This window comes from Streptomyces mangrovi, assembly GCF_900114215.1.
GTDB lineage: Bacteria > Actinomycetota > Actinomycetes > Streptomycetales > Streptomycetaceae > Streptomyces > Streptomyces barkulensis.
On record NZ_FOSG01000034.1, the window covers coordinates 13,657 to 34,546 of the forward strand.

Sequence of the window (20,890 nt, forward strand, 5' to 3'; positions counted from 1 at the left end):
CTGCTGTGCGGCTCTTCCGTCTTGGGCGACACCGTCATACCGGTCAGCCGGACCGCCGCACTCGCTCACTCGGGAAGCGGCTCCACGGAACGGAGGGCAGGGCGGTGACAGCGGTGACAAGAGCCCTTCAGACGGCTTCCGTAGGGTCCGCAGGCCCTTCCCGGCCCCACCCACAGCCTGTCCGCCGCCTGCGCCCACGGCGTACTCGGCTCGTCCCCCGCCCGGAAGAGCCGGGGCGTTTCACCGGCACTTCCGGCAGCCACGGGTGTGCAACTGCGGCTCGTCCTCAGTCGCACACCCGTGGTGTCTCACCCCTTCTTCTCACGGGGAGATTCCCCATGATGTGCCGACAGCCGGTCGGCAAACGCGTTCCAGGCGTGTGCGCACCCCCGGGCCGCCTCCGATACCGCGGTTGCGGCATGTGGGGGCACGGTCGCGACGAGCTCCTCCCAGCGCTGCTCCGGGAGCCGGTGTGCTATCAGCAGGCGGAGCAAGCGGCGGCCGTCTTCCGTGAGGCGGAGGGACGGGTCCTTCGTCAGGCTCCACACCGTCACCGCGGGCTGCTCCACCGACTTTGCGGGCAGCGTCGTGGAGAGCTCGTCCATCCGGTCTTCGCTCTTTGGCCGTTGGTTCTGCGGGACGACGTGCTCCCCGCGTCGCAGGCGTTCGCGGACGTCGCGCACAGTCGATGGCGACACGCCGGCCTTCCTGGCCACGGTGCGCAATGACGCTTGAGGGTTCTTCTCCATCATCTCGCGCGCCCGCAGTCGCCCGTCGGCGGTGCTGACCGGACGTGCGCGGCCATCACGACCGACCCGGGACACCGGGCTGGCCGACGCGGTGTCCCGCCGGAGCGAGCGAACCGTCTTGGCGGAGACACCGGCCACTGCCGCGACCGCCCGGTCGGACCACTGCGGGTGCGAGCCGAGAAGACGCTTGGCTGCCGCGGACCTCTCTTCGGCGGAGAGTGGTAGACCGTGCGTGGTGTTCACCTTGACGGCGAACGCGAAGGCGTCCTGCTCGCTCCCCTCGAAGTACCGCACTGCCACATGGCTCTCGCCTCTGAGCACAGCCGCTTGACGCCGGTGCATTCCGTCGATGATCCGCATCGTGCCGCGGTGGACCACGATCGGTGGAAGAACCGCGTCCGACTCGGCGAGGAGACTCACGTGCCGACTGTCGGTGCCCTGCTTGCGGGGTGAGTCGGCCGGGCGGAGCAGAGCGATCGGGACTTTCTCCACTTCGGACAGCGGGGGTCCCGGTAACTCCGGAGCCTGCCCCTCACTGCTGCGCCCGGGCGCCTGGCCCGCTCGGCACCCGGCAGGCTTCTGCGGGAGCATGGCCTCAGCACTCATCAGTAACCCTCCGAAAGTAGACCGCGTGCAGCAGGATGCGCCGACCGGCGCCTTTCGTGGCGATCGAGGTGTCGCGCCGGGAGCCGACTTCGGCGAAGCCCCATTCCGGGCGGGGCCCGCGCAACCCGACTCGCTCGTCCGGCGGGCGGCGCACTGGCCTCGGGCGGGAAACGCGGGAGGTCGGCGTCGGCGACCGGTGCATCGCGAACCTCGGTCGGCACCGATGAATCGGACACGTAGTACCTGCGGCACCGGCGGTCACCGGGATGTACGGTCGAGCACCTCCACGCCGCCACACGCTCTTCCAAGCAGTCGGCGCGCCCATGGGTGGTGCCCCCCGTCAGCAGCCGTGCGTGCCCAACCCATTACAAAAATATTATTTTTATGGTGCGTCGCCAGCACCAAGAAGACAAGGGGGCGAAAGTACCGACCCACCCCGGGGCAAGGCGACACGCCGACCCGCACCTCACTCGCCGACGCGACCGGGGTGCCGGACGCACCGACTCGACCCGCCGAGAACTCCCGGCAGGAAAAGGTCCCATTTGACACAGAAGTGCCCTTTTCGCATTCTTTCACCACCTTGACCCCTCGGGTGCGGACGTCCGCGATGACGGCCGGACAAGCGGCGCCGAACGAAATCTTTCAGCCAATAAGCCGGACTCGCGCCCCCTTCCCGGATCGGCAACGGCAGAATGGTTTCAAGTAGCAACTCTTCGGGAGGCGTGATGACTCCGTCCGCAATCCGCGCCGACAGCACATCCCTGGCCGATGCGACCTGCCCGGTGGCGCGCAATGCGTCCGGGAAGAGCTCAGGCCTCCGATGCCCCCGCTTACGCACGACAGCCGAAGGCCGGCCAGCACCCGGCCTTCTCTGAAACGGTCAGCAAGCCCGATTACCCACGATCCACACCGGCTCCCGCACCGACCCGCGGTGGATCACAAGAGGTTGAAGTGACGCAGAGACGAGCGATGCGCACCCGCGAGAGGGTCCTGCAGGCCGCGGCCGGCGAGATAGTACGGTCCGGGTACCACGGGACCGCCCTGGTCCGCGTGGCAGCACGCGCGCACGTGACACTGGGAGCGGTGAGCTTCCATTTCCCGACGAAACAAGCCCTCGTCCAGGAGGTGTACCTGGACGGCGTGAAGCGCACCTCCGAGGCAGTCGAAGCCGAGGTGGGAGAAGACACAGAGCCCCTGCAGGGCCTGGCCAACCTCACTCTGCGGCTCGCCTCACTGCTCATCGACGATGATCTGACGGTACTCGCCTGCAGCCGACTCAGCCGTGACGACCCGACGGGGCACTTCGCGTGGCGCGACACCTGGCGCGGTCATGTGGCCAGACTGGCGGACCGGGCATGCAGCAGCCCCGGCAGCACCGTGAATTGTTCGAGAAAAACCCTTGGCTTTCTCGTGCACTGCCTGCTGGCGGGAACGGAGGTGTGGGCTGTTCATGCCGACGCCGAGCGCCATGCGGCTCTGAGCCACCTGGCCGCGGCATGGCAGCAGGCCATGCCTGGCGGTCGCATGGACACCGAGGGCTAGCGGATCACCCTGCACCTGGTCAACGGGCGGTCCAGCCCCCGTCGACGGGAACCGCTGCTGCCGTGATGAAGGACGAGCGATCCGAGCAGAGCCATACCGCGGCCTGTGCCACCTCCCGCGGCGCGGCGAGCCGCTGCTGGATCGCGCGTTCGACGAAAGGGCCGAACAAATCGGGCGTGCGGGCCAGCACCTCCTGCATCAGCTCCGTTCCCGTACTCCCCACGACGAGGGCGTTGACGCGGATGCCGTACGCGCCGTACTCGTCGGCCGCGGCCCGGGTCAGGCCTATGACCGCGTGCTTGGCTGCGATGTAAGGGGCTGCGACTCCGGTGGCGCGCACACCTGCAACGCTGGATGTGTTGACGATGGCGCCGCCCGTACCAGCGGCCAGCATCGCGGTGATCTGCGCGCGCATCGCGTTCCAGACACCGCGCTGGTTCACCCCGATGATCCGGTCGTACTCGTCGTCGCCGATCTCGTGGAAGGCCGTGCCGGTGGAGGTCCATCCAGCGTTGTTGAAGGCCGCGTCGAGCCGCCCGAAGGTGTCGACCGCCTTCTCGACCACGTCGCGCATGTCCTGGGGGCGGGTGACGTCCCCAGGGGCCGCGAGCGCCCGCCCGCCGGCGGCTCGGATCTCGGCGCCGAGCCGCTCGAGGTGCCCCGCGCGGCGCGCGGTCAGCACTACGGCTGCGCCTTCGGCTGCGAACAGGCGTGCGGACTCGGCTCCGATCCCGCTCGAAGCGCCGGTGATCATGACTACCTTGTCCTGCAGCAGAGGTTCGTTCACCACGGAAAAGCCCGCCAATCACACACGAGGACCGAACAAGTGGGCGTGTTCTTCCGCCCACGACGAGAAGGACGTAGCGGGTCGCCCGAGAAGATCGCCGACGTCAGGAGTCGTCTCCTCCTTGGCACCGGCGCGCTGGCGTTCCGCACTGGCCGTCAAGGCCCGCACCATCACCTCGGGATACCGGCGACGCCAGCGTTCCTGAGCCTGGGCGATCGTCAGTCCAGCGCATGTCAGTCGACGCCCCAGGACCTCGCCGAGCTGCGCCGCCTGGTCGCGGACCGAGATCGCCCGGGGACCCGTGAGCGCATAGGTCCGGCCGTGGTGACCGCCCTCGAGCAGGACGCGCAGCGCGACCTGTGCGATGTCGGAGGGTGCGATGCAGGCGTTGCGGGAGGTGGGGTGGAGCGCTCGCACGGTGGCATCCCGGCGAATGTCGGGCGCCCAGGCCAGGGCGTGGGTCATGAAGGCACGGGGACGCAGGATCGTCCAGGGGATGCCGCATTGCCGGATGCGGTCCTCTGCTGCGCGCTGCCACGAGGTGATGAAGTCTTGAGCCCGGAGATCGGCGACGGCGAGCGCGGAGAGCTTGACCAGGTGACCGACGCCCGCGGCCACGGCCGCGGTGACGATGTTGGCGTCATGGTCCGGACGCAGCGGGTCGTTGGTGATGATTAATACGGCGTCAGCGCCCGCGAAGACCTCGGTCAGGCGGGCGATATCTTCGAAGTCGGCCCGGATGACACGTCCGGCGAGCGCCGCACCGGCCGGATCCCGGGTGAGGAAAACTCCGTGGCAGGAAACCTCGGACGCCAATAACCCCGCCACGTGCCGGCCCACCGTGCCGGTGGCACCAGTTACGACGATACGCCGGTCGGCTCTGCCCGGGCAGCTCTCTGCTGTGCTGTGGGAACCGGCGGCCATCTACTCGGTGCACCCACGCGCGGGGTCGACGACAAGGCGGGCATGGGCCTCCTCCGAGGTGATTCCCGGAAGGAGGATCTGCCACATCTCACAGGTGCGGTCCATAAGGTCGGCGCGGCAGCTGACCAGTTGGGAGTACAGCTGCACACCAGTGCAGGCCCCGACCACGAACCTGGCCAAAGCCGCCGGATCCACCTCCGGGCGCAGCTCGCCGTTGTCCCGGGCCTCCTGCAGGTACCCGGCCATGATCGAGGCCCAGTTGTTGAAGGAGGTGGGGTCGCTCATGTCGTGACTCCGCTGTTCGACCGCGAGCCGAACCCCAGCCCGCAGAAGCGGATCGAGCTGCAGACGGCGGGCCCACACCATGGTTATGTCGATGACATGCTGCACCCCCTCCGACTGCAGTAGCGGTTCGATGGCCTGCGGCTGACTGTTCATCACCGCCTCGGCCACACCCCGCTTGTTGCCGTAGTGGAAGTACAAGGCTCCCAGCGTCAGCCCTGCCCGCCTCGCGATGTCGGCGACGTTGGTCCCCCTGTAGCCGTGTTCGTCGAACAGTTCGGCCGCTGCCATGAGTAGCCGTTGGCGGGTATGCGCGGCCCGGCCTTGCTTCAGGTCAGACACTTCTCACCTCGCCTACATCGACAAAAAATAATTTTTCTTTTAATCTTACCATCCGCATCGCTCCCGCGGTAGGCCAACGCAGCGTAAGGAGTCCCAGTGTCCGCGACCTTCGCCGACAGACCAGGCACCGCGGTGCCCCAGCACATGGTGCACAAGCACACTCACACCGAGGTCTTACTGACCGGGTGGTCCGCGCACGCCGACGATGCCTTCACCGTCACGGCCCGATGGCCGCGCGCTCACAGTTTCTACCGCCCCCGCGGGCACTACGAATCCTTACTGTTCGCGGAGACCGTGAGACAGACTCTGCCGCTGCTCTCCCACGAGGCCTTCGGAGTACCCTTCGGCCATCAGTTCGTATGGAGCGATCTGTCTTTCGGCGTGGCCTATGACGCCCTATGGGCAAGCGACCGGACGATGGACCTGACACTCACCGTCGAGTGCAGCGAGGTCACCCGCCGCCGCGCCGGCTTCTCCTCCGCGCGCGTAAGCGTGTGCGCGTCAACGAACACAACTACCGTCGGACACGCTCGGACCCGCTTCTCCGTCCACAGTCCCGATGTCTATCGGCGGCTGCGCGCCGGACGCCATGACACGGCCGCGGCCCGCGCAAGCGCACTGCGCCCCACCCCCGGAGTCCTCCCCGCCAGTGTAGGGCGGCACCTGCCCCAGGACGTCGTCCTCGCCCCCACCGTCCACTCCGACGTCTGGCGGTTGCGTGTGGATCTGAGCCATCCGATCCTGTTCGACCACCCTGTCGACCACGCTCCTGGCATGCTCCTTCTTGAAGCAACCCGCCAAGCAGTGCTCTCCGTCCACCCCACAGGTGACGCCGTCGTCACGAGCATGGCCGCCCGGTTCCATCGCTACGTGGAACTGGACCGCCCAGCGTGGGTCCGCCTCGCCTCCGGTACCCATGGTTCCTTCAGCGTGAGCATCGACCAGGACGAACAGACCTGCTTCGAAGCCGAGGCGACGACCAAGACCGTGTCGCACGGGTCTGTCAAACGTTCGGTGTAACCAGGGTGGTTGAGGTTACTGGCGGGCCGCCGACAGGCGGCCGTCGAAGGTGATATCAAAGGCGTTCAGCACGGTCTTCCAACGGCTGGTCCAGCGGGTCTGGCCCTTGCCGGTGGTCAGCCCCTTGGCGGACAGGGAGATCACCATCTCGTCCACGCCGGTCAGGCGCTTCTGCCGCTTCTTGACGATCTTCGGCTCGAAGGAGCCCTCCCGGTCGCGGGGCACGGCTATCTCCACCGGGCCGACATCGGTCAGCACGGTCTTGCTGCGGGTGCCGTTGCGTGAGTTGCCGCCGTTCTTCCCAGCCGGATCATGCTTGTCATAGCCGAGGTGGTCGGTGATCTCACCCTCCAGGGCGGACTCCAGCAGCCGCTTGGTCAGCTGCTGCAGCAGCCCGCCCTCGCCGGTCAGCTGCAGGCCCTCGGCCTGGGCCCGCCCCACCAGCTCGTCGATCAGCCGGTCCTCCGCGGCCTTGGCCTGCGGCTCACCCGACTCGACGGTCTCGGCCTCGGTCACGTTCTCACTGGTCATCGGTGCATCTTCCTTGATCAGGAGTTACACCGAACTTTTTACAGTCCCCTTGGGCGAGTTCCGGGGTCGTGCGGTTGGTCGGGCGACGACCGGTTGGGGTGCATAGCGGAGCAGGCACGGGCTTCGTGATCATTGGGGTGTCCAAGCTCAACGATCATGAGGTGGCCCATGCCTGCCGCTGTATCTTCTCCCATCCCACCGGTGCTGGTGAAGCTGGGGCCGCTGGATGTCAGCCAAGTCGCTGACCTGCGACCTTTCCTGGACCTGGTGCCCGACCCGCGTGCGAGACGGGGCCGCTGGTACCGGCTGACCGCGGTCCTTCTCGTCTGTGCCTGCGCGGCCGTGTCGGGAGCCAGGAGCGTCGATGAGATCGCCGAGCACGTTTCCTGGCTGATCTACGCCCGAAGGGTTGCACCGCGCTCCCGCCGGCGCCGGTTGCGCTGCTTCCACCAGGCCCTGCTCACGCTGGTACATCTGCGCACCACCGCTCCGCCGGCCGAGGTCGCCGCCGGACAACGTTTCACAGTCCCCGTGGCGGCGACCGAGTCGCGGCCTCGAATGAGCCGAACTCCGGCTCGTTCCTGTGAGATCGACGGGGCCTCCCTGGTGAACCAGTCCGCGTGTGGGGCGCGTTCGCATCGACGTCGCCGGCAGGACTCCGGAGACAAGCCGCCGGGCCCCTGGAGGAGAGAGAGGCACCGGCTCGTGCTTCGGCGGGCGGCGGTGTTGTCAGGACCGGCGGTCGCCACCGAAGGCGGCGTCGAAGGAGGCGGTGGGGGGCTCGAAGTCGAAGCGTTTGAGCGCCCGCAGGGCTTCGGGAGCGCCTTGGAGGCGGCTCATCCCCGGGTCCTCCCATTCAACGGAGACGGGACCGTCGTACCCGATGGAGGACAGCATGCGGAAGACGTCCTCCCATGGAACGTCCCCGTGCCCGGCCGAGACGAAGTCCCAGCCCCGGCGCGGGTCGCCCCAGGGCAGGTGGGAACCGAGCCGTCCGTTGCGCCCGTCCAGCCGTTTACGCGCCTCCTTGCAGTCCACATGGTAGATCCGGTCGCGGAAGTCGTAGAGGAACCCGACGGGGTCGAGGTCCTGCCAGACGAAGTGGCTCGGGTCGAAGTTGAGCCCGAAGGCGGGCCGGTGGTCCACGGCCTCCAGCGCCCTGTGCGTCGTCCAGTAGTCGTAGGCGATCTCACCGGGGTGGACCTCGTGGGCGAACCGCACGCCTTCGGTGTCGAAGACGTCGAGGATCGGCCCCCACCGTTCGGCGAAGTCGGCGTATCCGCGCTCCACCATTTCCGGCGGCACAGGGGGGAACATCGCCACGAGGTGCCAGATCGAGGACCCGGTGAACCCGATGACGGTGTCCACGCCGAGAGCGGCGGCGGCCCTGGCCGTGTCGGCCATCTCGGCCGCGGCCCGGCGTCTGACGCCCTCGGGGTCGCCGTCGCCCCAGATGCGGCCCGGAAGTATCGCCTGGTGGCGTTCGTCGATGAGCCGGTCGCACACGGCCTGGCCGACCAGGTGGTTGGAGATGGCCCAGCATCTCAGTCCGTAGCGCGCGAGGAGCTCCCTGCGGCCCCGGACGTAGTCCTGGTCCTCCAATGCCCGGTCGACCTCGAAGTGGTCTCCCCAGCAGGCGAGTTCGAGTCCGTCGTAGCCGAAGTCCCGGGCAAGGCCGCAGACCTCTTCCAGGGGGAGGTCGGCCCACTGGCCGGTGAACAAGGTGAAGGGACGTGGCATTGTCGCGTGTCTCCTTGCCGTCAGACGGGTACGGGGGTGTAGCTCGCGTTCTTCGCCGCGCTCTCCTCAACTGCGGCCAGCACCCGCTGGACCTGCAGTCCTTCGGTGAACGACGGTGCGGGGTCGGTGCCGGTGGCGATCGCCTGCACGAGATCGTGGGCCTGGTGGGTGAAAGTGTGCTCGTAGCCCAGCGCGTGGCCGGGGGGCCACCACGCCTCCAAGTACGGGTGCTCGGGTTCGGTGACCAGGACGCGCCGGAAACCGGCCGTCGTGGCCGGCTCAGTGTGGTCGTGGAATGACAGTTCGTTGAGGCGTTCGAGGTCGAAGGCCAGCGATCCCAGCTCGCCGTTGATCTCCACGCACAGCGCGTTCTTGCGGCCCGCCGCCACCCGGGACACCTCGAAGCTCGCGAGGGCGCCCGAGGCGAGCCGACCGGTGAACAGGGCCGCGTCGTCCACGGTCACCGGTCCCCTGGCCCGCGGCCCGTCGTTCCCCGTGAGCATCGCGGCAACCAGGGGCCGCTCGGAGACGAACGTCTCGGTGAGGGCCGACACACCGGCCAACGGCTCCGCGGACAGGTACTGGGCCAGATCCACCGCGTGCGCGCCCAAGTCGCCCAGCGCGCCGGAACCGGCCTTCTCGCGCGAGAGGCGCCAGGTCAGCGGGAACTCAGGGTCGACGAGCCAGTCCTGGAGGTAAGTGACCCGGATATGGCGCAGCGCTCCGAGGCGGCCCCCGGCGATCAGGCGGCGGGCTTGGACGATGGCCGGTACCCGACGGTAGTTGAAGCCCACCATCGCCACCTGGCCACGCCGGCTAGCCGCCCGCGCGGCCTCCACCATGGCCTCCGCCTCCGGCACGGAGTTCGCCAACGGCTTCTCACACAGCACATGTTTACCCGCCTCCAGCGCCGCGATGGCGATCTCGGCGTGGCTGTCTCCCGGTGTGCAGATGTCGACCAGGTCGACGTCGTCACTGTCCACGACGGCACGCCAGTCGGTCACGGCGGCTGCCCAGCCTTGCTGCCGGGCCGCCGCTCCGACCGCCGCTTCGTCACGGCCCGAGATCATCGCGAGCCGGGGACGCAGTGGGAGCGGGAACGCGTGCCTCACCGTTCGCCACGCCTGCGAGTGGGCGACGCCCATGAACGCGTAGCCGACCATGCCGATGCCCAGGTCCGGCGTGGGCTCGCCGTACTCTCTGCGATCACTGTGTTTCATCAGATGTACTCCTGGTTGGCCGGGTGGGGGGAAGGCTCAGATGAAGCCGGTGGGCAGGTAGTCCTCCACGTTGTCCTTGGTGACGATCGCCGAGTAGAGCGTCAGGGATGAGGGGATCTCCAGCTCGGCCAGGCCGCTGACGCCCTTGCCCTGCCCGAGGGCGCGGGCGAGGTCGATCGCGGAGGCCGCCATGGTCGGCGGGTAGAGCACGGTGGCCTTGAGTACGCTGTCGTCGGACTGGATCGCTTCCATGGCCGACTTCGAGCCTGCGCCGCCGACCATCACGAACTCGTCCCGGCCGGCTTGCTCGATGGCCCGCAGCGCGCCCACGCCCTGGTCGTCATCGTGGTTCCACAGAGCGTCGAAATCCTTTTGAGCCTGCAGTAGTTGGGCCATCTTGGCCTGGCCGGACTCGACGGTGAACTCGGCTGCCTGGCGGGCGACCTTGGTGATGTTCGGATAGTTGCTGAGCGCGTCGTCGAAACCCCGGGTGCGCTGCTTGGTGAGCTCCAGGGTGTCGAGTCCGGCGAGTTCGACGACCTTGGCGTCCGCGACGTCCTTCAGCCGCTCGCCGATGTACCGGCCCGCGTTGAGGCCCATTCCGTAGTTGTCTCCGCCGATCCAGCACCGGTAGGCCTGGGGGGAGTCGAATATCCGGTCCAGATTGACGACGGGGATGCCCGCACGCATCGCCTCAAGGCCGGTCTGGGTGAGCGCCTTGCCGTCGGCCGGCAAGATCACGAGCACGTCGACCTTCTTGTTGATCAGTGTCGTGATCTGGCCGATCTGCGTCGCCGTGTCGTTGGACCCCTCGGTGATTTCCAGCGTCACGTCCTCGTACTGCTCGGCCCGCCGGGTGGCGTTCTCGTTGATGGCGTTCAGCCATCCGTGGTCGGCCTGCGGGCCGGCGAACCCGATGGTGACCGGCTTGCCGGGCTTGTCCGCGGTCTCCGGTGCCGCGGCAGCGGACTCATCGCTGGAGGAGGCGTTGCTCGTGCAGCCGGTGACGAGGGCGCCGGCACCGATCGCCGCGCCGAACAGCACTCTTCTGCGGCTGGTGAGGTTTTTTTCAGGCATGTTGAGTCAGCCCTTCTCAGGTGTCGTGCGGGGAGGGGAGAGGACCAGGAGCGGGTGCCTGGTCAGGCTCCGCCGGTGCGGCGGAGCGTGCGGTGTTGGACGAGGACGGCGGCGACGATGATCGCGCCCTTGGCGATCTGCTGGACGTCGCTCTGCAGGTTGTTGAGCGCGAAGATGTTGGTGATCGTGGTGAAGATCAGTACGCCCAGCACGGAACCGACGATCGTGCCGCGCCCGCCGGTCAGCAGGGTGCCACCGATGATCACGGCCGCGATGGCGTCGAGTTCGTACAGGTTGCCATTGGTGTTCTGTCCTGAACCTGACAATATGATCAAAAGGAAGGCCGCGATACCGCAGCACAGACCCGAGAGCACGTACAGGTAGAGACGCTGGCGGCGGATGTCGATCCCGGCCAGCCGGGCGGCCTCGGCGTTCCCGCCGACCGCGAGCGTGCGGCGGCCGAAGGTCGTGCGGTTCAGGAGCAGCCAGCCTAGCGCGGTCACCGCACCGAAGACGAGCACCAGGGGAGGTATGCCGAGCACATAGGCGTCGGGGGTGCCCAGGTCCAGGACGGCGTCCACCGTGACGATCTGGGTGCGGCCGTCGGTGATCTGCAGGGCCAGCCCGCGTGCGGAGGCGAGCATCGCCAGCGTGGCGATGAAGGGAACCATGCCGCCGTACGCGACGAGGATGCCGTTGACCAGGCCGCATCCGACACCGACGACAACAGCGGTGAACAGGATTCCGGTGAAACCGTACTCCTGTGTCGCGACGGTGGTCGCCCAGACCGAGGCCAGGGCGACGATCGCGCCCACCGAGAGATCGATGCCACCGCCGGTGATGACGAACGTCATGCCGACGGTCACCACTCCGATGATCGACGCCTGCGTCAGCACCAGTTGCAGGTTCGAGCCCGCCAGGAAGGTGTCGGGCTCGGTGACCCCGCCGACGGCGACGAGGATCGCCAGCACGCCCAGCAGGGAGAGGTTGCGGACGTCCGCCTGCCGGCCGAGACGAGCCAGCGGGCCCGGCGGCCTGCCGCCCGCGGGCCCACCGCGGAGAGGACGCTTGCCACGACTGGCCGGCTGGGGCGCCGCCCGCCGCGGAGAGGAGACTGGCTGCTGTGTCACGAAGGCTCCGTTCCAGGAGACGTGGTGTCGGCATGGCCTGCCATCAACAGGTCGAGAATGCGGTCTTCGTCGAGGTCCAGGGCCGGTGCGGCGTCGACCACCCGGCCCTCGCGCAGCACCAGGACACGATCGGCGAGGCCGAGGACCTCGGGAAGCTCGCTGGAGACGAGGAGAACGGCCAGACCCGCGTCGGCGAGCCGCCTGATCACGCCGTAAAGTTCCGCACGCGCTCCCACGTCGACGCCCCGGGTCGGCTCGTCGAGCAGGAGGACGCGGCAGTCCCGCAGCAGCCAGCGTGCGAGGACCGCCTTCTGCTGGTTGCCGCCCGAAAGCGTGCGTATGAGCACATCCGGGTCGTCGGGACGCAGGGACAGCTCCCGGGTGACGGCCTTCGTCGCGACGCGCTCGCCACGCCGGTCCAACCAGCCCAGCCGCGCGAAGCGCGAGAGGGTGGAGACCGACACGTTGCGGGTGACGGATTCAAGCTGGAAAAGCCCCTGAGCCTTGCGTTCCTCGGGAGCCAGGCCCAGTCCCGCCGCCACGGCCGAGCGTACGCTGCCGGGACGCAGCCGCCGGCCGTCGACGCTCACCTCCCCGGCGCTGGGGCGACGCGCCCCGTAGATGGTTTCCAGGATCTCCGAGCGGCCGGAACCGACCAGGCCGGCGAGGCCGACGATCTCACCCGCCCGCAGTTCGAGGTCGAGCGGCGCGAACTCCCCCTCCCGGGCCAGGCCACGCGTCCGCAGGACGGCCGGCGCACTCTCCCGAGGTGCGGGCCGGCCGGGGAAAACGTGCTCGATCTCGCGCCCGGTCATCAGGGCGATGATCTCCCTGTCCGAGGTCTCCTCCACCGCAAACCCCCCGGCGACGGACCGACCGTTCTTGAGGACCGTGACCCGGTCCCCGATGCGCCGGATCTCCTCAAGACGGTGTGAGATGTAGACCACCGCCACTCCGTCGGCCGTCAGTTCGCGGACGATGCGGAAAAGGTTCTCCGTCTCGTCGGGGTCGAGCGCCGCAGAGGGCTCGTCCATGACGATGAGCCGCACGTCGTGGGAGAGCGCCCGGGCCATCGAGACGATCTGCCGCTGCGCGGCCGACAACTCCCCCACGGCCCGGCTCGCATCGATCTCCTCATGCCCGAGCCGCCGCAGCAGCTCCGCCGCCGCGACGCGGGTGTCACGGCCGCGGATCACAAACCCGGCGGCCGTCCGCTCATGGCCCAGGAAGACGTTCTCGGCGACGGACAACCCCTCCACCAGGTCCAACTCCTGGTAGATCGTGGCGATACCGAGCCGCATCGCGGCGATGGGAGATCTCAGCACGACCTCCTCGCCGCGCCAGGTGACCGTGCCCGAGTCGGGCCGGTGAGCGCCGGCGAGCACCTTGATCAGGGTGGACTTGCCCGCTCCGTTCTGCCCCAGCAGGCAGTGCACTTCGCCCGCCTCCACCTGAAGAGTGACACCGTCCAGGGCTCGCACCCCGGGGAAGACCTTGATGATGTCCGACATCGTGAGCAGAGGTGATCGGGCCGTGTCACCGGCCCGGTGAGAGGAAACAGACATAGGCACCACGAGGAATCCCAACGGAAAGGACATGCCGCCCCCGCCCGGGCGCCTGCCGCCGGGGACTGGGGCTGGGACTGAGGACGGGTGGGAGAGTCGAGTCGCGGAGGTCAGGCGGGCGAGAACAGATGGTCGCTGATGAGCCGCGTGGCACCGATGACCCCGGCCATGCCGCCCAGTTCACCCAGGACGATGGGAAGGTTCCCCGTCGCCAGCGGAAGGGAGCGGCGATAGACCTGGGAACGCACGCTTGCGAGAAGCGTGTGGCCCAGTCCCGTCACACCGCCACCGATGACGACCATGCCGGGGTTGAAGAAGCTGACGAGCCCGGCGATCACCTGCCCGACCCGTTCCCCGCCCGTGCGGGCCATGTCCAGTGCGACCGGGTCACCCGCGGCCGCGGCGGCCGCGAGATCGGCGGAGGTGAGTCGCCCGGACGCCTCCAGTCGTACGGCCAGGTGCGCCGAACGACCGCTGTGTGCGGCCTCTTCGGCGTCCCTGGCCAGCGCGGCACCGCTGAAGTGTGCTTCCAGGCATCCGCGGTTTCCGCACGCGCACAGCCGCCCCTGCGGGTCCACCTGGATGTGGCCGATGTCTCCGGCGCACCCGGTGACGCCCCGGTACACCTGGCCGCCGACGATGATGCCGCAGCCGATCCCCGTTCCGATCTTGACGCAGAGGAAGTCGGCGACGGAGCGGGCGACGCCTGCGTGCTGCTCACCGAGGCCCATGAGGTTGACGTCGTTGTCGACCATGACCGAGCACCCGAACTCCTGGCTCAGAGCTTCACGCACGGGAAACCCGTCCCAGCCCGGCATGATGGGGGGCGCCACGGGCACACCCTCGGGGAAGCGCACCGGACCGGGAACGCCGATCCCGACCCCGTCGAAGCCTTCCGCCAGCCCGGACTCCTTGAGCTTCTCCGCCATCGCGAGCACCTGCTCGAACACCGCGACGGGGCCGTCCTTGACGTCCGTGGAGTCGTTGAGGTGGCCCAGCACCTCAAGCTCGCCGTTGGTGACGGCCACGTCGATGGAGGTTGCGCCGATGTCCACGCCCAGGAAGCGCAGACCTGGCGCGAGCCGCACGCTGTGGGATCGCCGGCCCCCTCGGGAAGCGGCGAACCCATCGGTGGCCACGAGGCCCGTCTCCAGCAGCCGGTCGATCTCAACAGCCAGTTTGGAGCGGGAGAGCTGGATGCGTTCCCCCAATTCGGCCCGTGAGCTGCGCCCACCGTCCCGCAGCAGACGCAGCAGGTGTGCCTGGTGAGTATTGGCCGGCCGAGCCGTCATCCGCCGCACGGGCACTCCTCAACGTCGGTCGCTGCGCGTTGAGACACCGCCCAGCGAGCGAACCCTGACGGGCTTTCGCCGAGAAGCTAGCAGCGTACGCCAGCCTTAGGAAGAAGTTGCGCGGTATCGCCCGTAACTTTCGCCAACCAGAGGACGAAGCACCACGTCGCGTGCCGACCAGCTGCACAGAGCAATCAACGTTCCACGTCGATCTCGGCGTTCGAGGACACTCACGGGCTGGTGATCGACAGGCCGAGCCGGTCCGCTCCCCAGGGTCTGCACCTTTGGCGACCGCCTCGCGGACCGGCCGACCTCTCATCGGCGTGCTCAGCCGGGCGAGGCGCGCGTGCCGGGGCGCCGGCGCACGGCGTGCGCCCGTGCGCCGGCGCCCCACCGCGGATCGGAAGCTGGTCAGGCGCCACAGGGCCTCGGTGCCGTACCCGTCAAAACGTCAAGCACGCGCGAGCCGGGCCCGTGGCGGCCGTCGCGAACACCGCGGCCGGTGTTGCCGTCACGCTAGGCGTCCTCTACCGCCGTCCGACCCACAAGCCATGTGGCACGGGACGGCCGGTTCGTCAGTGGAACGGGCCGCTGTAGACGTTGAGTGCGGGCCGGCCGCCCGGAGCCCCGCGACGACTCGACCGCCAATTGGGAGACGCGACTCGATCGCTGCACAGGGCAACGTCGGCGAGGTCGTCTACTGGGTTGATGTACGACGAGCCGGCGGAGGTGAGCGTGCCCGAGATCCGGGCCGGAATGGACATCGGCAAGACACACCACCACACAGTGGTGATCAACGCGGACGGCGGACGGTCGCTGTCCCGCAGGGTCCAGAACGACGAGTCCGAGCTGTTGGAACTGACCGGCGACATCCTCGCGATATCCACCGACGCGCTGTGGGCGGTCGACCTCAACCAGGGGGCGCTGCCTTGCTGACCGGCCTCCTGCTCAGCCACGGCCGGCCCATTGCCTACCTGATCGGGACCGTCGGGAGGCCGTCGCCCTGGACAGGCCGAACCTCGGCGGCAACTGGTTCCAGGTGCGGCCCGAAGTGGCCACGAAGATGATCGCGGCCAGCATCTCGCGGTCCCCTCGCCGACGATGTCCCCGCCCTGCGGGCGAAGATGACGTCCAGGGGGCCTGGAGGAGCGGGCCAGCCGGTTCAGCGGGGCGTCGGCAGCCTGTCCAGCGGTCGGCGTTCCTGGCCGTGCCCGGTCACCCGCCACACCGGCCGGTCAGGCCCGTGCACGGTCAACTGCTGCAGGGTCGTGGTCGTCACGACCAGTTGCCGGTGCCGCACAGGCGGGGCGATGGCCGCGAGGTCGTGGAAGACGGCCTCGCGGGTGTCCGGTGCGGCGCGGCTTCTGGTGGGGCGGGGCGGGGGCAGTGCCTTGTCGCCGGATGACTCGTTGAGAGCAGTGTTGGGGACGCTGGGTCCCGCCCGGCCACAGGGAGAGACCGACGGGATCCGTTCAGACAGGGGAGGTAGGGGTGTCCGCATACGAGGAAGCCGGCATCACCACACCGGAGCTGTGCGAATCGTACGCTCGGTGCGAGGAGGTGGGACAGCGGTTGTCCGGGCTGCTCTGGACGGCCACGGAGTCGCTGCCCGCCGAGGTTCGGCCGCATGTCCGCGCGCTCGTCGCCCACTGGCACACGACCGACGACATCGCCGACGAGGGCCGCCTCGCCGGCCGTGAGGCGCGGCTGGCGCAGTGGTGCGCCGATTCGCTGGCCGAGGTGCGCGCGGGACACAGTGAGCATCCGCTGCGGCGGGCGTTGGTGCACACCGTCCGCAGCCGGGAGTCGGACATCGCACTGCTGGAGGAGTTCCTGGACGCCACCCGGAGGGACAGCGCGGCCCCGCCCGCGTTCGGCACAGCCGCGGACCTGCGGCGCTACCTGCGGAGTGTGACCGGCGCGCCCAGCGGGCTGACAGCCCGCTGCTGGCGCCCCGCCCCCGGGAAGGGACGGTCGTGATATGCCCGGGAACACGTGATCGGCTGTCGGCGGCTCGCCCCCACCGCCGCCTGCCCCTGGGCACCCGCGCGAAGACATCGCGGCCGACGGTGCCCGTTATGCCCCTGGGCCACCCCTTGTCCGGCCGGTTTGCCTACTCCGGTGAAGGGCCGCGGTAGGTGCCGAAGGTCCACAGATTGCCCTCCGGGTCCTGCACCGTGCACACGTACGCCACGGCGCCCGATCCGAACCGGGTCTCATGCGGCGCTTCGAGAACCTCGCCGCCGGCACCGACCACCCGCTGGTGTACTGCGTCTACGTCGTCGCTCACCACGTAGACCGCGCTGGTGCCCGCCCGCATCCGCCCGTGCACGCTGTCTGTGTGCCGGGTCGATCCGAACACCAGCGCACCACCGCCGGGCCAGCGCAGCTCGGCGTGCCCGATCCCGCCGTACTCGTCCGGCGCGGCGATCACCTCCGTGAAGCCCAGCACGTCGACCAGGAAGCGCAGCGCCGCCCTCGTGTCGTCGTAGTGCAGGACCGGCCATACGGAGGACGGGGAGGCATCAGGCGACATGCCGCTCATCGTAGGTCCGAAGGCAGCTACAGCCCAGAGCCTCCGGCCACCGGTGGAACGAGCCACTCTTTGGTGCCCCGGGGCTCTGATCAGTGCTCGTACAGAGGGAAACCGAACAGCGTACGGCCGGAACACTGCCTCTTCGCCAGTACACCGTGCCCGCGGCCCCGGCCGGTCGGCAGGGTTGGACCGTGCGAAGGCTTCCAGCCAGCGCCGCTGGTGGGCGCCGTCACGGTGTCGCGGTGCATGATGTGGCCGGTCGCGGTGAACCCCTCGCCGGTGTAGAGCGCCTGGGCGGCTGGATTGCCGTCGAGTACCGTGACCTCGCCCCTCGGTCCGGCGGCGGCATGCGACGAAACCGGCTACTGTCCCGTCGGCCTCCGCCACCCCACCCACAACCGGCCGTCGAACAGCCCCTCCTCTTGAGCTGTCCGCGCGGGCGTCAAAAATGCCTCGACACCAGCGGAGTCGCACAACTCGTCAAGACGCGCGGCATCGTGAATCCGCGCGACCGTGGCCCAGTCATCATTGGCATACGGCCGGATCTCGATCTTCACGAATGGCATGCTCACAATCCACACGGTCCATCCATAGTCGGCACAGCATGTTCACGCCACCATCACGGCACGTGGCGGAAGCGGGACGACCGGAACAGATCGGGTTGCTTTCTGACGGGCGGAGAGGTCCCCGCGCAGCGCGGTTCCCCGGCGCGTCGCTCCGGGGAACCGCGTGCGAACGGCATGGACAGCCACCGGCCTCGCGAGCGGGCCGGAAGGGTGGTCAGCGGCAGCAGGAGTCGGAACAGCAGGTGTGGACCCTGACGTCGTCGATGACGGGGCCGTGGGCGCTGTTGGGAGTGGTGCTGGCGAAGGCGAGGGTAGTGGTCGGGTTGTTGGCGACGAAGGTGAACTGCCGAGTCACATAACCCATGTTGGACCGGGTCTTGCCGGCGGTGTCGAAGGAGAAGTCCTGGAAGTTCTGCCCGTCGACGAGCGCCCTGCCGGTCTTCAGCGGTGACGCGCCGTCGGGGTTGCCGGCGAGGGAGTAGGTGACGGTGTAGGTCTTGCCCGGGGTGGTGGTGAATGTCTGTGCCACGGTCGCCGGGACGGTTGCGTTGAGGTCGAGGGACTGGTCGCCTTCGGCGGCCTGCCAGAATCCGGCGCCGATCAGGTCCGCCGCACCGGAGGTGACCTTCCACGGCCCCATGGAGGCGCCGGCTGCGAAGCTCTGGAAGCTGTTCGCCGCAACCGCGGGGTACTCGAAGCTGCCGTCGTCGAACCGGCTGGCGGTGGGGGCCGCCGTTGCGGTTCCGGCGGCGGCGAACAGGACGGCGGCCACGGCCGCAGTCGTGCAGGAACGCGTGAGCAGCATGAAGTCCTCCTGGTCAGAGAGGGGGTGGCAGTCTGGTCGACTTGCCGGATCAAATCTCCCCTCACTTCGGATGCGTGCCAAGACCGGGCCACCCGCGCACCGGAGCACGGGGCGGATGCACCGGCCTGTGCACGCCGACCGGCCGGGGCGCAAGCCCCCGAACGCCACCTGCAGTGGCGTCGGCGCAGGCAAGGACGCGGAGTGCCCCCGTTTGACGCGGCAGCGCTGTCAGGGCGTCGGCACCCAGGGCCACCTCGGGCACTGGTGAAAGACGGTGTCCGAGCGTCGAGGCCCGGTGGGCGCCATGCCGTCGGAGGTTGTCGCTCAGTATCTGCTGACGGACCTGCTCGGCGTCCGGCACGCCAGGGGCGGGAGCGGTGTGGGAGCCGACAGGGCGGCGTGCGGCGGAGTTGCGCAGTCACCGGTCGCAGCGGTCTGTGGCGTGGATCATGCGGATGGGAGTCTGCTCGGCCGGCCGGCACAGCAGCAGGTGGTTCTCGGCCGGGTCCTCCCGTACATCCTTGAAGGCGGCGTCGCGACCGCGGGCGTGGGCGCGCAGCCGGTACCAGCCCGGCCTCGGCGAGCTGGAGGTAGGTGCAGGAGCGGCGGCTGCCCCGTCCTGGCCGTGGGGCGCGGGCATGGCCGACCGCAGGAGGGACGACTTGACTCGCTTCCGGCGGGGACCGTCCCCCGCGTGCATCGCCATGGGATGTACGCCGAGGACGGTCCCGTGGTGCTCCCGTCAGAGTGCGCCGGGATCAGCAGTGGATGTAGATGCTCCGCCAGCCAACGGGCGCGGGGCTCGATGCGTCGCCCCGGAAGGTGTAGTGCGGACTCCCTTGACAGTTGCGGGTGTTGAACATGCTCGCGTCCTGGCCCGTGTGGTCGAACCTGTAGGACCCGCGGTGGCCGAGGCTGAGATTGCTGCAGCCACATCTGGTGACCTCCGAGCTGGTGCCGGTGTAGTGCGCACCGGACCAGCCCCGGAAACTGCTCGCGAAGGCCGCTCCCGTGCTCACCGCCAGGACGGCGGCCGTCATGGCCGCGGTAACGGTGGTACGTACGGTGTGCTGGTTGCGCATGAGCCCTCCTTCGAAAGGAATGAACACTCTTCGAGTTCATTTAGCTACACAGAGTTGCCTTCCGTAAGGGCGGGCGGATGTACGACCGGCGCGCGGACGGGCTCGCGCGCTCCCACTACCCCACCCCCCCTACGTGCGCCGGGCACGCGGTCGACGCCGGAACTCTTGACAACCCTATTGGTCTGGACCATTTTTCCTGGGGTGCAGTGTCGCCGTGCCACCCAGAACACGCTCTCCCGCCACAGTCCCCGACATACGGAGACAGCCATGGACCGTCCCTCCGCACAGACCAGCAGAACGAGATCCCTCCGCATCCGCGCGGGAGTCGCCTTCGCGACATGCGTCGCTCTCCTCGTCGGCGGCGCCACCACTCTCGACGGCCGCGACGCCTACGCCGCCGAGCCGAACCTGGTGCAAAACGGCGGCTTCGAGTCCGGCCTGAGCGGCTGGACCTGCTCCGCCGGCAGCGGCACGGCCGTCTCCTCCCCCGTCCACGGCGGCACGGCGGCGCTGAAGGCCACACCCGCCGGCAGCGACAACGCCAAGTGCACCCAGACCGTGGCCGTGCAGCCGGACTCCCAGTACGAGCTGAGCGCCTGGGTGCAGGGCTCGTACGTCTACCTCGGCGCATCCGGCACCGGCACCACCGACGTCTCCACCTGGACCCCGGGCGGCTCCGGCTGGCAGCAACTGCGCACCTCCTTCACCACCGGCCCGGACACCACCTCGGTCACCGTCCACACCCACGGCTGGTACGGCCAGAGCGCCTACCACGTGGACGACGTCTCCCTCGCCGGCCCCGGCGGCGACCCGGGCGAACCCGACCCCGACCCCCAGCCCCCGGCCGCACCCGCCACACCGGCCGTCGGCGCGACCACCTCCTCCTCGGTCACCCTGAACTGGAACGCCGTCGACGGCGCCACCGGCTACACCGTCTACCAGGACGGGACCAAGGCGCTGTCGGTGCAGGGCACCTCGGCGACCGTCACCGGACTGGCGGCCGCCACCTCCTACGAGTTCCGCGTCAGCGCCGTCAACGGCGCGGGCGAGTCGGCCAAGTCCGCCCCCGTCACCGCCACCACCGACCGGACCGG

20 protein-coding genes and 3 pseudogenes are annotated in these 20,890 nt (G+C 69.0%); 6 read left to right on the plus strand and 17 right to left on the minus strand.

The window, feature by feature from the left end; genetic code table 11:
• Positions 1–308: 308 nt before the first annotated feature.
• Positions 309–1,169, minus strand: coding sequence for a ParB/RepB/Spo0J family partition protein (locus BM237_RS27800; protein ID WP_483883301.1), 861 nt, complete (start codon positions 1,167–1,169; stop codon positions 309–311).
• 1,155 nt (positions 1,170–2,324) lie between these two features.
• Between BM237_RS27800 and BM237_RS27805 the strand changes: the two genes are divergently transcribed.
• Complete coding sequence (locus BM237_RS27805; protein ID WP_175541162.1) at positions 2,325–2,897, plus strand: TetR/AcrR family transcriptional regulator; 573 nt, start codon at positions 2,325–2,327, stop codon at positions 2,895–2,897.
• Positions 2,898–2,916: 19 nt separating this feature from the next.
• On the opposite strand, the gene BM237_RS27810 is transcribed toward BM237_RS27805, so the two are convergent.
• Genes BM237_RS27810 through BM237_RS27820 form a run of 3 tightly spaced genes read right to left on the minus strand, consistent with a single transcriptional unit; the run spans position 2,917 to position 5,232 of the window.
• Complete coding sequence (locus BM237_RS27810) at positions 2,917–3,651, minus strand: SDR family NAD(P)-dependent oxidoreductase (RefSeq protein ID WP_093852527.1); 735 nt, start codon at positions 3,649–3,651, stop codon at positions 2,917–2,919.
• A 51-nt stretch (positions 3,652–3,702) separates the two neighbouring features.
• Entirely contained in the window at positions 3,703–4,608 is a 906-nt protein-coding gene (locus BM237_RS27815; RefSeq protein ID WP_093852513.1) for an NAD(P)H-binding protein, read from the minus strand.
• Positions 4,609–5,232, minus strand: coding sequence for a ScbR family autoregulator-binding transcription factor (locus BM237_RS27820; protein WP_245794093.1), 624 nt, complete (start codon positions 5,230–5,232; stop codon positions 4,609–4,611).
• A 96-nt stretch (positions 5,233–5,328) separates the two neighbouring features.
• Between BM237_RS27820 and BM237_RS27825 the strand changes: the two genes are divergently transcribed.
• Positions 5,329–6,252, plus strand: a complete 924-nt coding sequence (locus BM237_RS27825; RefSeq protein WP_093852514.1) for a ScbA/BarX family gamma-butyrolactone biosynthesis protein — start codon at positions 5,329–5,331, stop codon at positions 6,250–6,252.
• 105 nt (positions 6,253–6,357) lie between these two features.
• Here the strand turns inward: BM237_RS27825 and BM237_RS27830 are convergent.
• Positions 6,358–6,783, minus strand: a pseudogene (locus BM237_RS27830) (transposase); the annotation flags it as partial.
• A 168-nt stretch (positions 6,784–6,951) separates the two neighbouring features.
• Here BM237_RS27830 and BM237_RS27835 point away from each other — a divergent pair.
• Positions 6,952–7,152 (plus strand): annotated as a pseudogene (locus tag BM237_RS27835) (transposase family protein); the annotation flags it as partial.
• Between the two features lie 360 nt (positions 7,153–7,512).
• On the opposite strand, the gene BM237_RS27840 reads toward BM237_RS27835, so the two are convergent.
• The 6 genes from BM237_RS27840 to BM237_RS27865 form a co-directional block, all read right to left on the minus strand.
• Positions 7,513–8,523 (minus strand): sugar phosphate isomerase/epimerase family protein, encoded by a 1,011-nt coding sequence (locus tag BM237_RS27840; protein ID WP_093852515.1) that lies wholly within the window; start codon positions 8,521–8,523, stop codon positions 7,513–7,515.
• 20 nt (positions 8,524–8,543) lie between these two features.
• The gene (locus BM237_RS27845; RefSeq protein WP_093852516.1) at positions 8,544–9,743 is read right to left on the minus strand and encodes a Gfo/Idh/MocA family protein; all 1,200 of its coding nucleotides are present in this window, start codon (positions 9,741–9,743) and stop codon (positions 8,544–8,546) included.
• A gap of 36 nt (positions 9,744–9,779) precedes the next feature.
• Positions 9,780–10,820 (minus strand): substrate-binding domain-containing protein, encoded by a 1,041-nt coding sequence (locus BM237_RS27850; RefSeq protein WP_093852517.1) that lies wholly within the window; start codon positions 10,818–10,820, stop codon positions 9,780–9,782.
• 62 nt (positions 10,821–10,882) lie between these two features.
• Positions 10,883–11,950, minus strand: coding sequence for an ABC transporter permease (locus BM237_RS27855; RefSeq protein WP_093852518.1), 1,068 nt, complete (start codon positions 11,948–11,950; stop codon positions 10,883–10,885).
• On the minus strand, positions 11,947–13,461 hold the full coding sequence (locus BM237_RS27860) for a sugar ABC transporter ATP-binding protein (protein WP_175541163.1): 1,515 nt from the start codon (positions 13,459–13,461) through the stop codon (positions 11,947–11,949). Before BM237_RS27860 ends, BM237_RS27855 begins: the two co-directional genes overlap by 4 nt.
• Positions 13,462–13,625: 164 nt before the next feature.
• A complete protein-coding gene (locus BM237_RS27865) occupies positions 13,626–14,807 on the minus strand; it encodes an ROK family transcriptional regulator (protein ID WP_093852519.1) in 1,182 nt (393 codons plus the stop codon).
• 708 nt (positions 14,808–15,515) lie between these two features.
• Here BM237_RS27865 and BM237_RS27870 point away from each other — a divergent pair.
• Positions 15,516–15,743 (plus strand): IS110 family transposase, encoded by a 228-nt coding sequence (locus tag BM237_RS27870; RefSeq protein ID WP_342746267.1) that lies wholly within the window; start codon positions 15,516–15,518, stop codon positions 15,741–15,743.
• A 47-nt stretch (positions 15,744–15,790) separates the two neighbouring features.
• On the opposite strand, the pseudogene BM237_RS27875 reads toward BM237_RS27870, so the two are convergent.
• Positions 15,791–15,926: pseudogene (locus BM237_RS27875) on the minus strand (transposase); the annotation flags it as partial.
• Positions 15,927–16,367: 441 nt separating this feature from the next.
• On the opposite strand from BM237_RS27875, the gene BM237_RS27880 reads away from it, so the two are divergent.
• Entirely contained in the window at positions 16,368–16,787 is a 420-nt protein-coding gene (locus tag BM237_RS27880) for a squalene/phytoene synthase family protein (protein ID WP_217655940.1), read from the plus strand.
• Between the two features lie 133 nt (positions 16,788–16,920).
• On the opposite strand, the gene BM237_RS27885 is transcribed toward BM237_RS27880, so the two are convergent.
• The 5 genes from BM237_RS27885 to BM237_RS27905 form a co-directional block, all read right to left on the minus strand.
• Positions 16,921–17,343: a VOC family protein gene (locus BM237_RS27885; protein WP_093852530.1), complete on the minus strand. Its 423-nt coding sequence runs from the start codon at positions 17,341–17,343 to the stop codon at positions 16,921–16,923.
• Between the two features lie 362 nt (positions 17,344–17,705).
• Positions 17,706–17,900, minus strand: coding sequence for a hypothetical protein (locus tag BM237_RS27890; RefSeq protein ID WP_217655941.1), 195 nt, complete (start codon positions 17,898–17,900; stop codon positions 17,706–17,708).
• A gap of 223 nt (positions 17,901–18,123) precedes the next feature.
• Entirely contained in the window at positions 18,124–18,714 is a 591-nt protein-coding gene (locus BM237_RS27895; protein WP_093852521.1) for a choice-of-anchor C family protein, read from the minus strand.
• Between the two features lie 418 nt (positions 18,715–19,132).
• A complete protein-coding gene (locus BM237_RS27900) occupies positions 19,133–19,354 on the minus strand; it encodes a hypothetical protein (protein ID WP_139238196.1) in 222 nt (73 codons plus the stop codon).
• Positions 19,355–19,472: 118 nt separating this feature from the next.
• On the minus strand, positions 19,473–19,796 hold the full coding sequence (locus tag BM237_RS27905; protein ID WP_093852523.1) for a MiAMP1 family antimicrobial peptide: 324 nt from the start codon (positions 19,794–19,796) through the stop codon (positions 19,473–19,475).
• Positions 19,797–20,063: 267 nt separating this feature from the next.
• Here BM237_RS27905 and BM237_RS27910 point away from each other — a divergent pair.
• Positions 20,064–20,890: carbohydrate binding domain-containing protein (locus BM237_RS27910; RefSeq protein ID WP_175541164.1), on the plus strand; the 827-nt coding region annotated here is incomplete at its 3' end.

What these genes read in the sequence shown, in the direction of transcription:
- BM237_RS27865 (WP_093852519.1), bottom strand. Translation starts at nt 14,807, where the DNA reads ATGACGGCTCGGCCGGCCAATACTCACCAGGCACACCTGCTGCGTCTG.
- BM237_RS27810 (WP_093852527.1), bottom strand. Translation starts at nt 3,651, where the DNA reads ATGATCACCGGCGCTTCGAGCGGGATCGGAGCCGAGTCCGCACGCCTG.
- BM237_RS27860 (WP_175541163.1), bottom strand. Translation starts at nt 13,461, where the DNA reads ATGTCGGACATCATCAAGGTCTTCCCCGGGGTGCGAGCCCTGGACGGT.
- BM237_RS27845 (WP_093852516.1), bottom strand. Translation starts at nt 9,743, where the DNA reads ATGAAACACAGTGATCGCAGAGAGTACGGCGAGCCCACGCCGGACCTG.
- BM237_RS27850 (WP_093852517.1), bottom strand. Translation starts at nt 10,820, where the DNA reads ATGCCTGAAAAAAACCTCACCAGCCGCAGAAGAGTGCTGTTCGGCGCG.
- BM237_RS27905 (WP_093852523.1), bottom strand. Translation starts at nt 19,796, where the DNA reads ATGCGCAACCAGCACACCGTACGTACCACCGTTACCGCGGCCATGACG.
- BM237_RS27900 (WP_139238196.1), bottom strand. Translation starts at nt 19,354, where the DNA reads ATGCCCGCGCCCCACGGCCAGGACGGGGCAGCCGCCGCTCCTGCACCT.
- BM237_RS27815 (WP_093852513.1), bottom strand. Translation starts at nt 4,608, where the DNA reads ATGGCCGCCGGTTCCCACAGCACAGCAGAGAGCTGCCCGGGCAGAGCC.
- BM237_RS27840 (WP_093852515.1), bottom strand. Translation starts at nt 8,523, where the DNA reads ATGCCACGTCCCTTCACCTTGTTCACCGGCCAGTGGGCCGACCTCCCC.
- BM237_RS27895 (WP_093852521.1), bottom strand. Translation starts at nt 18,714, where the DNA reads ATGCTGCTCACGCGTTCCTGCACGACTGCGGCCGTGGCCGCCGTCCTG.
- BM237_RS27885 (WP_093852530.1), bottom strand. Translation starts at nt 17,343, where the DNA reads ATGTCGCCTGATGCCTCCCCGTCCTCCGTATGGCCGGTCCTGCACTAC.
- BM237_RS27870 (WP_342746267.1), top strand. Translation starts at nt 15,516, where the DNA reads ATGTACGACGAGCCGGCGGAGGTGAGCGTGCCCGAGATCCGGGCCGGA.
- BM237_RS27805 (WP_175541162.1), top strand. Translation starts at nt 2,325, where the DNA reads ATGCGCACCCGCGAGAGGGTCCTGCAGGCCGCGGCCGGCGAGATAGTA.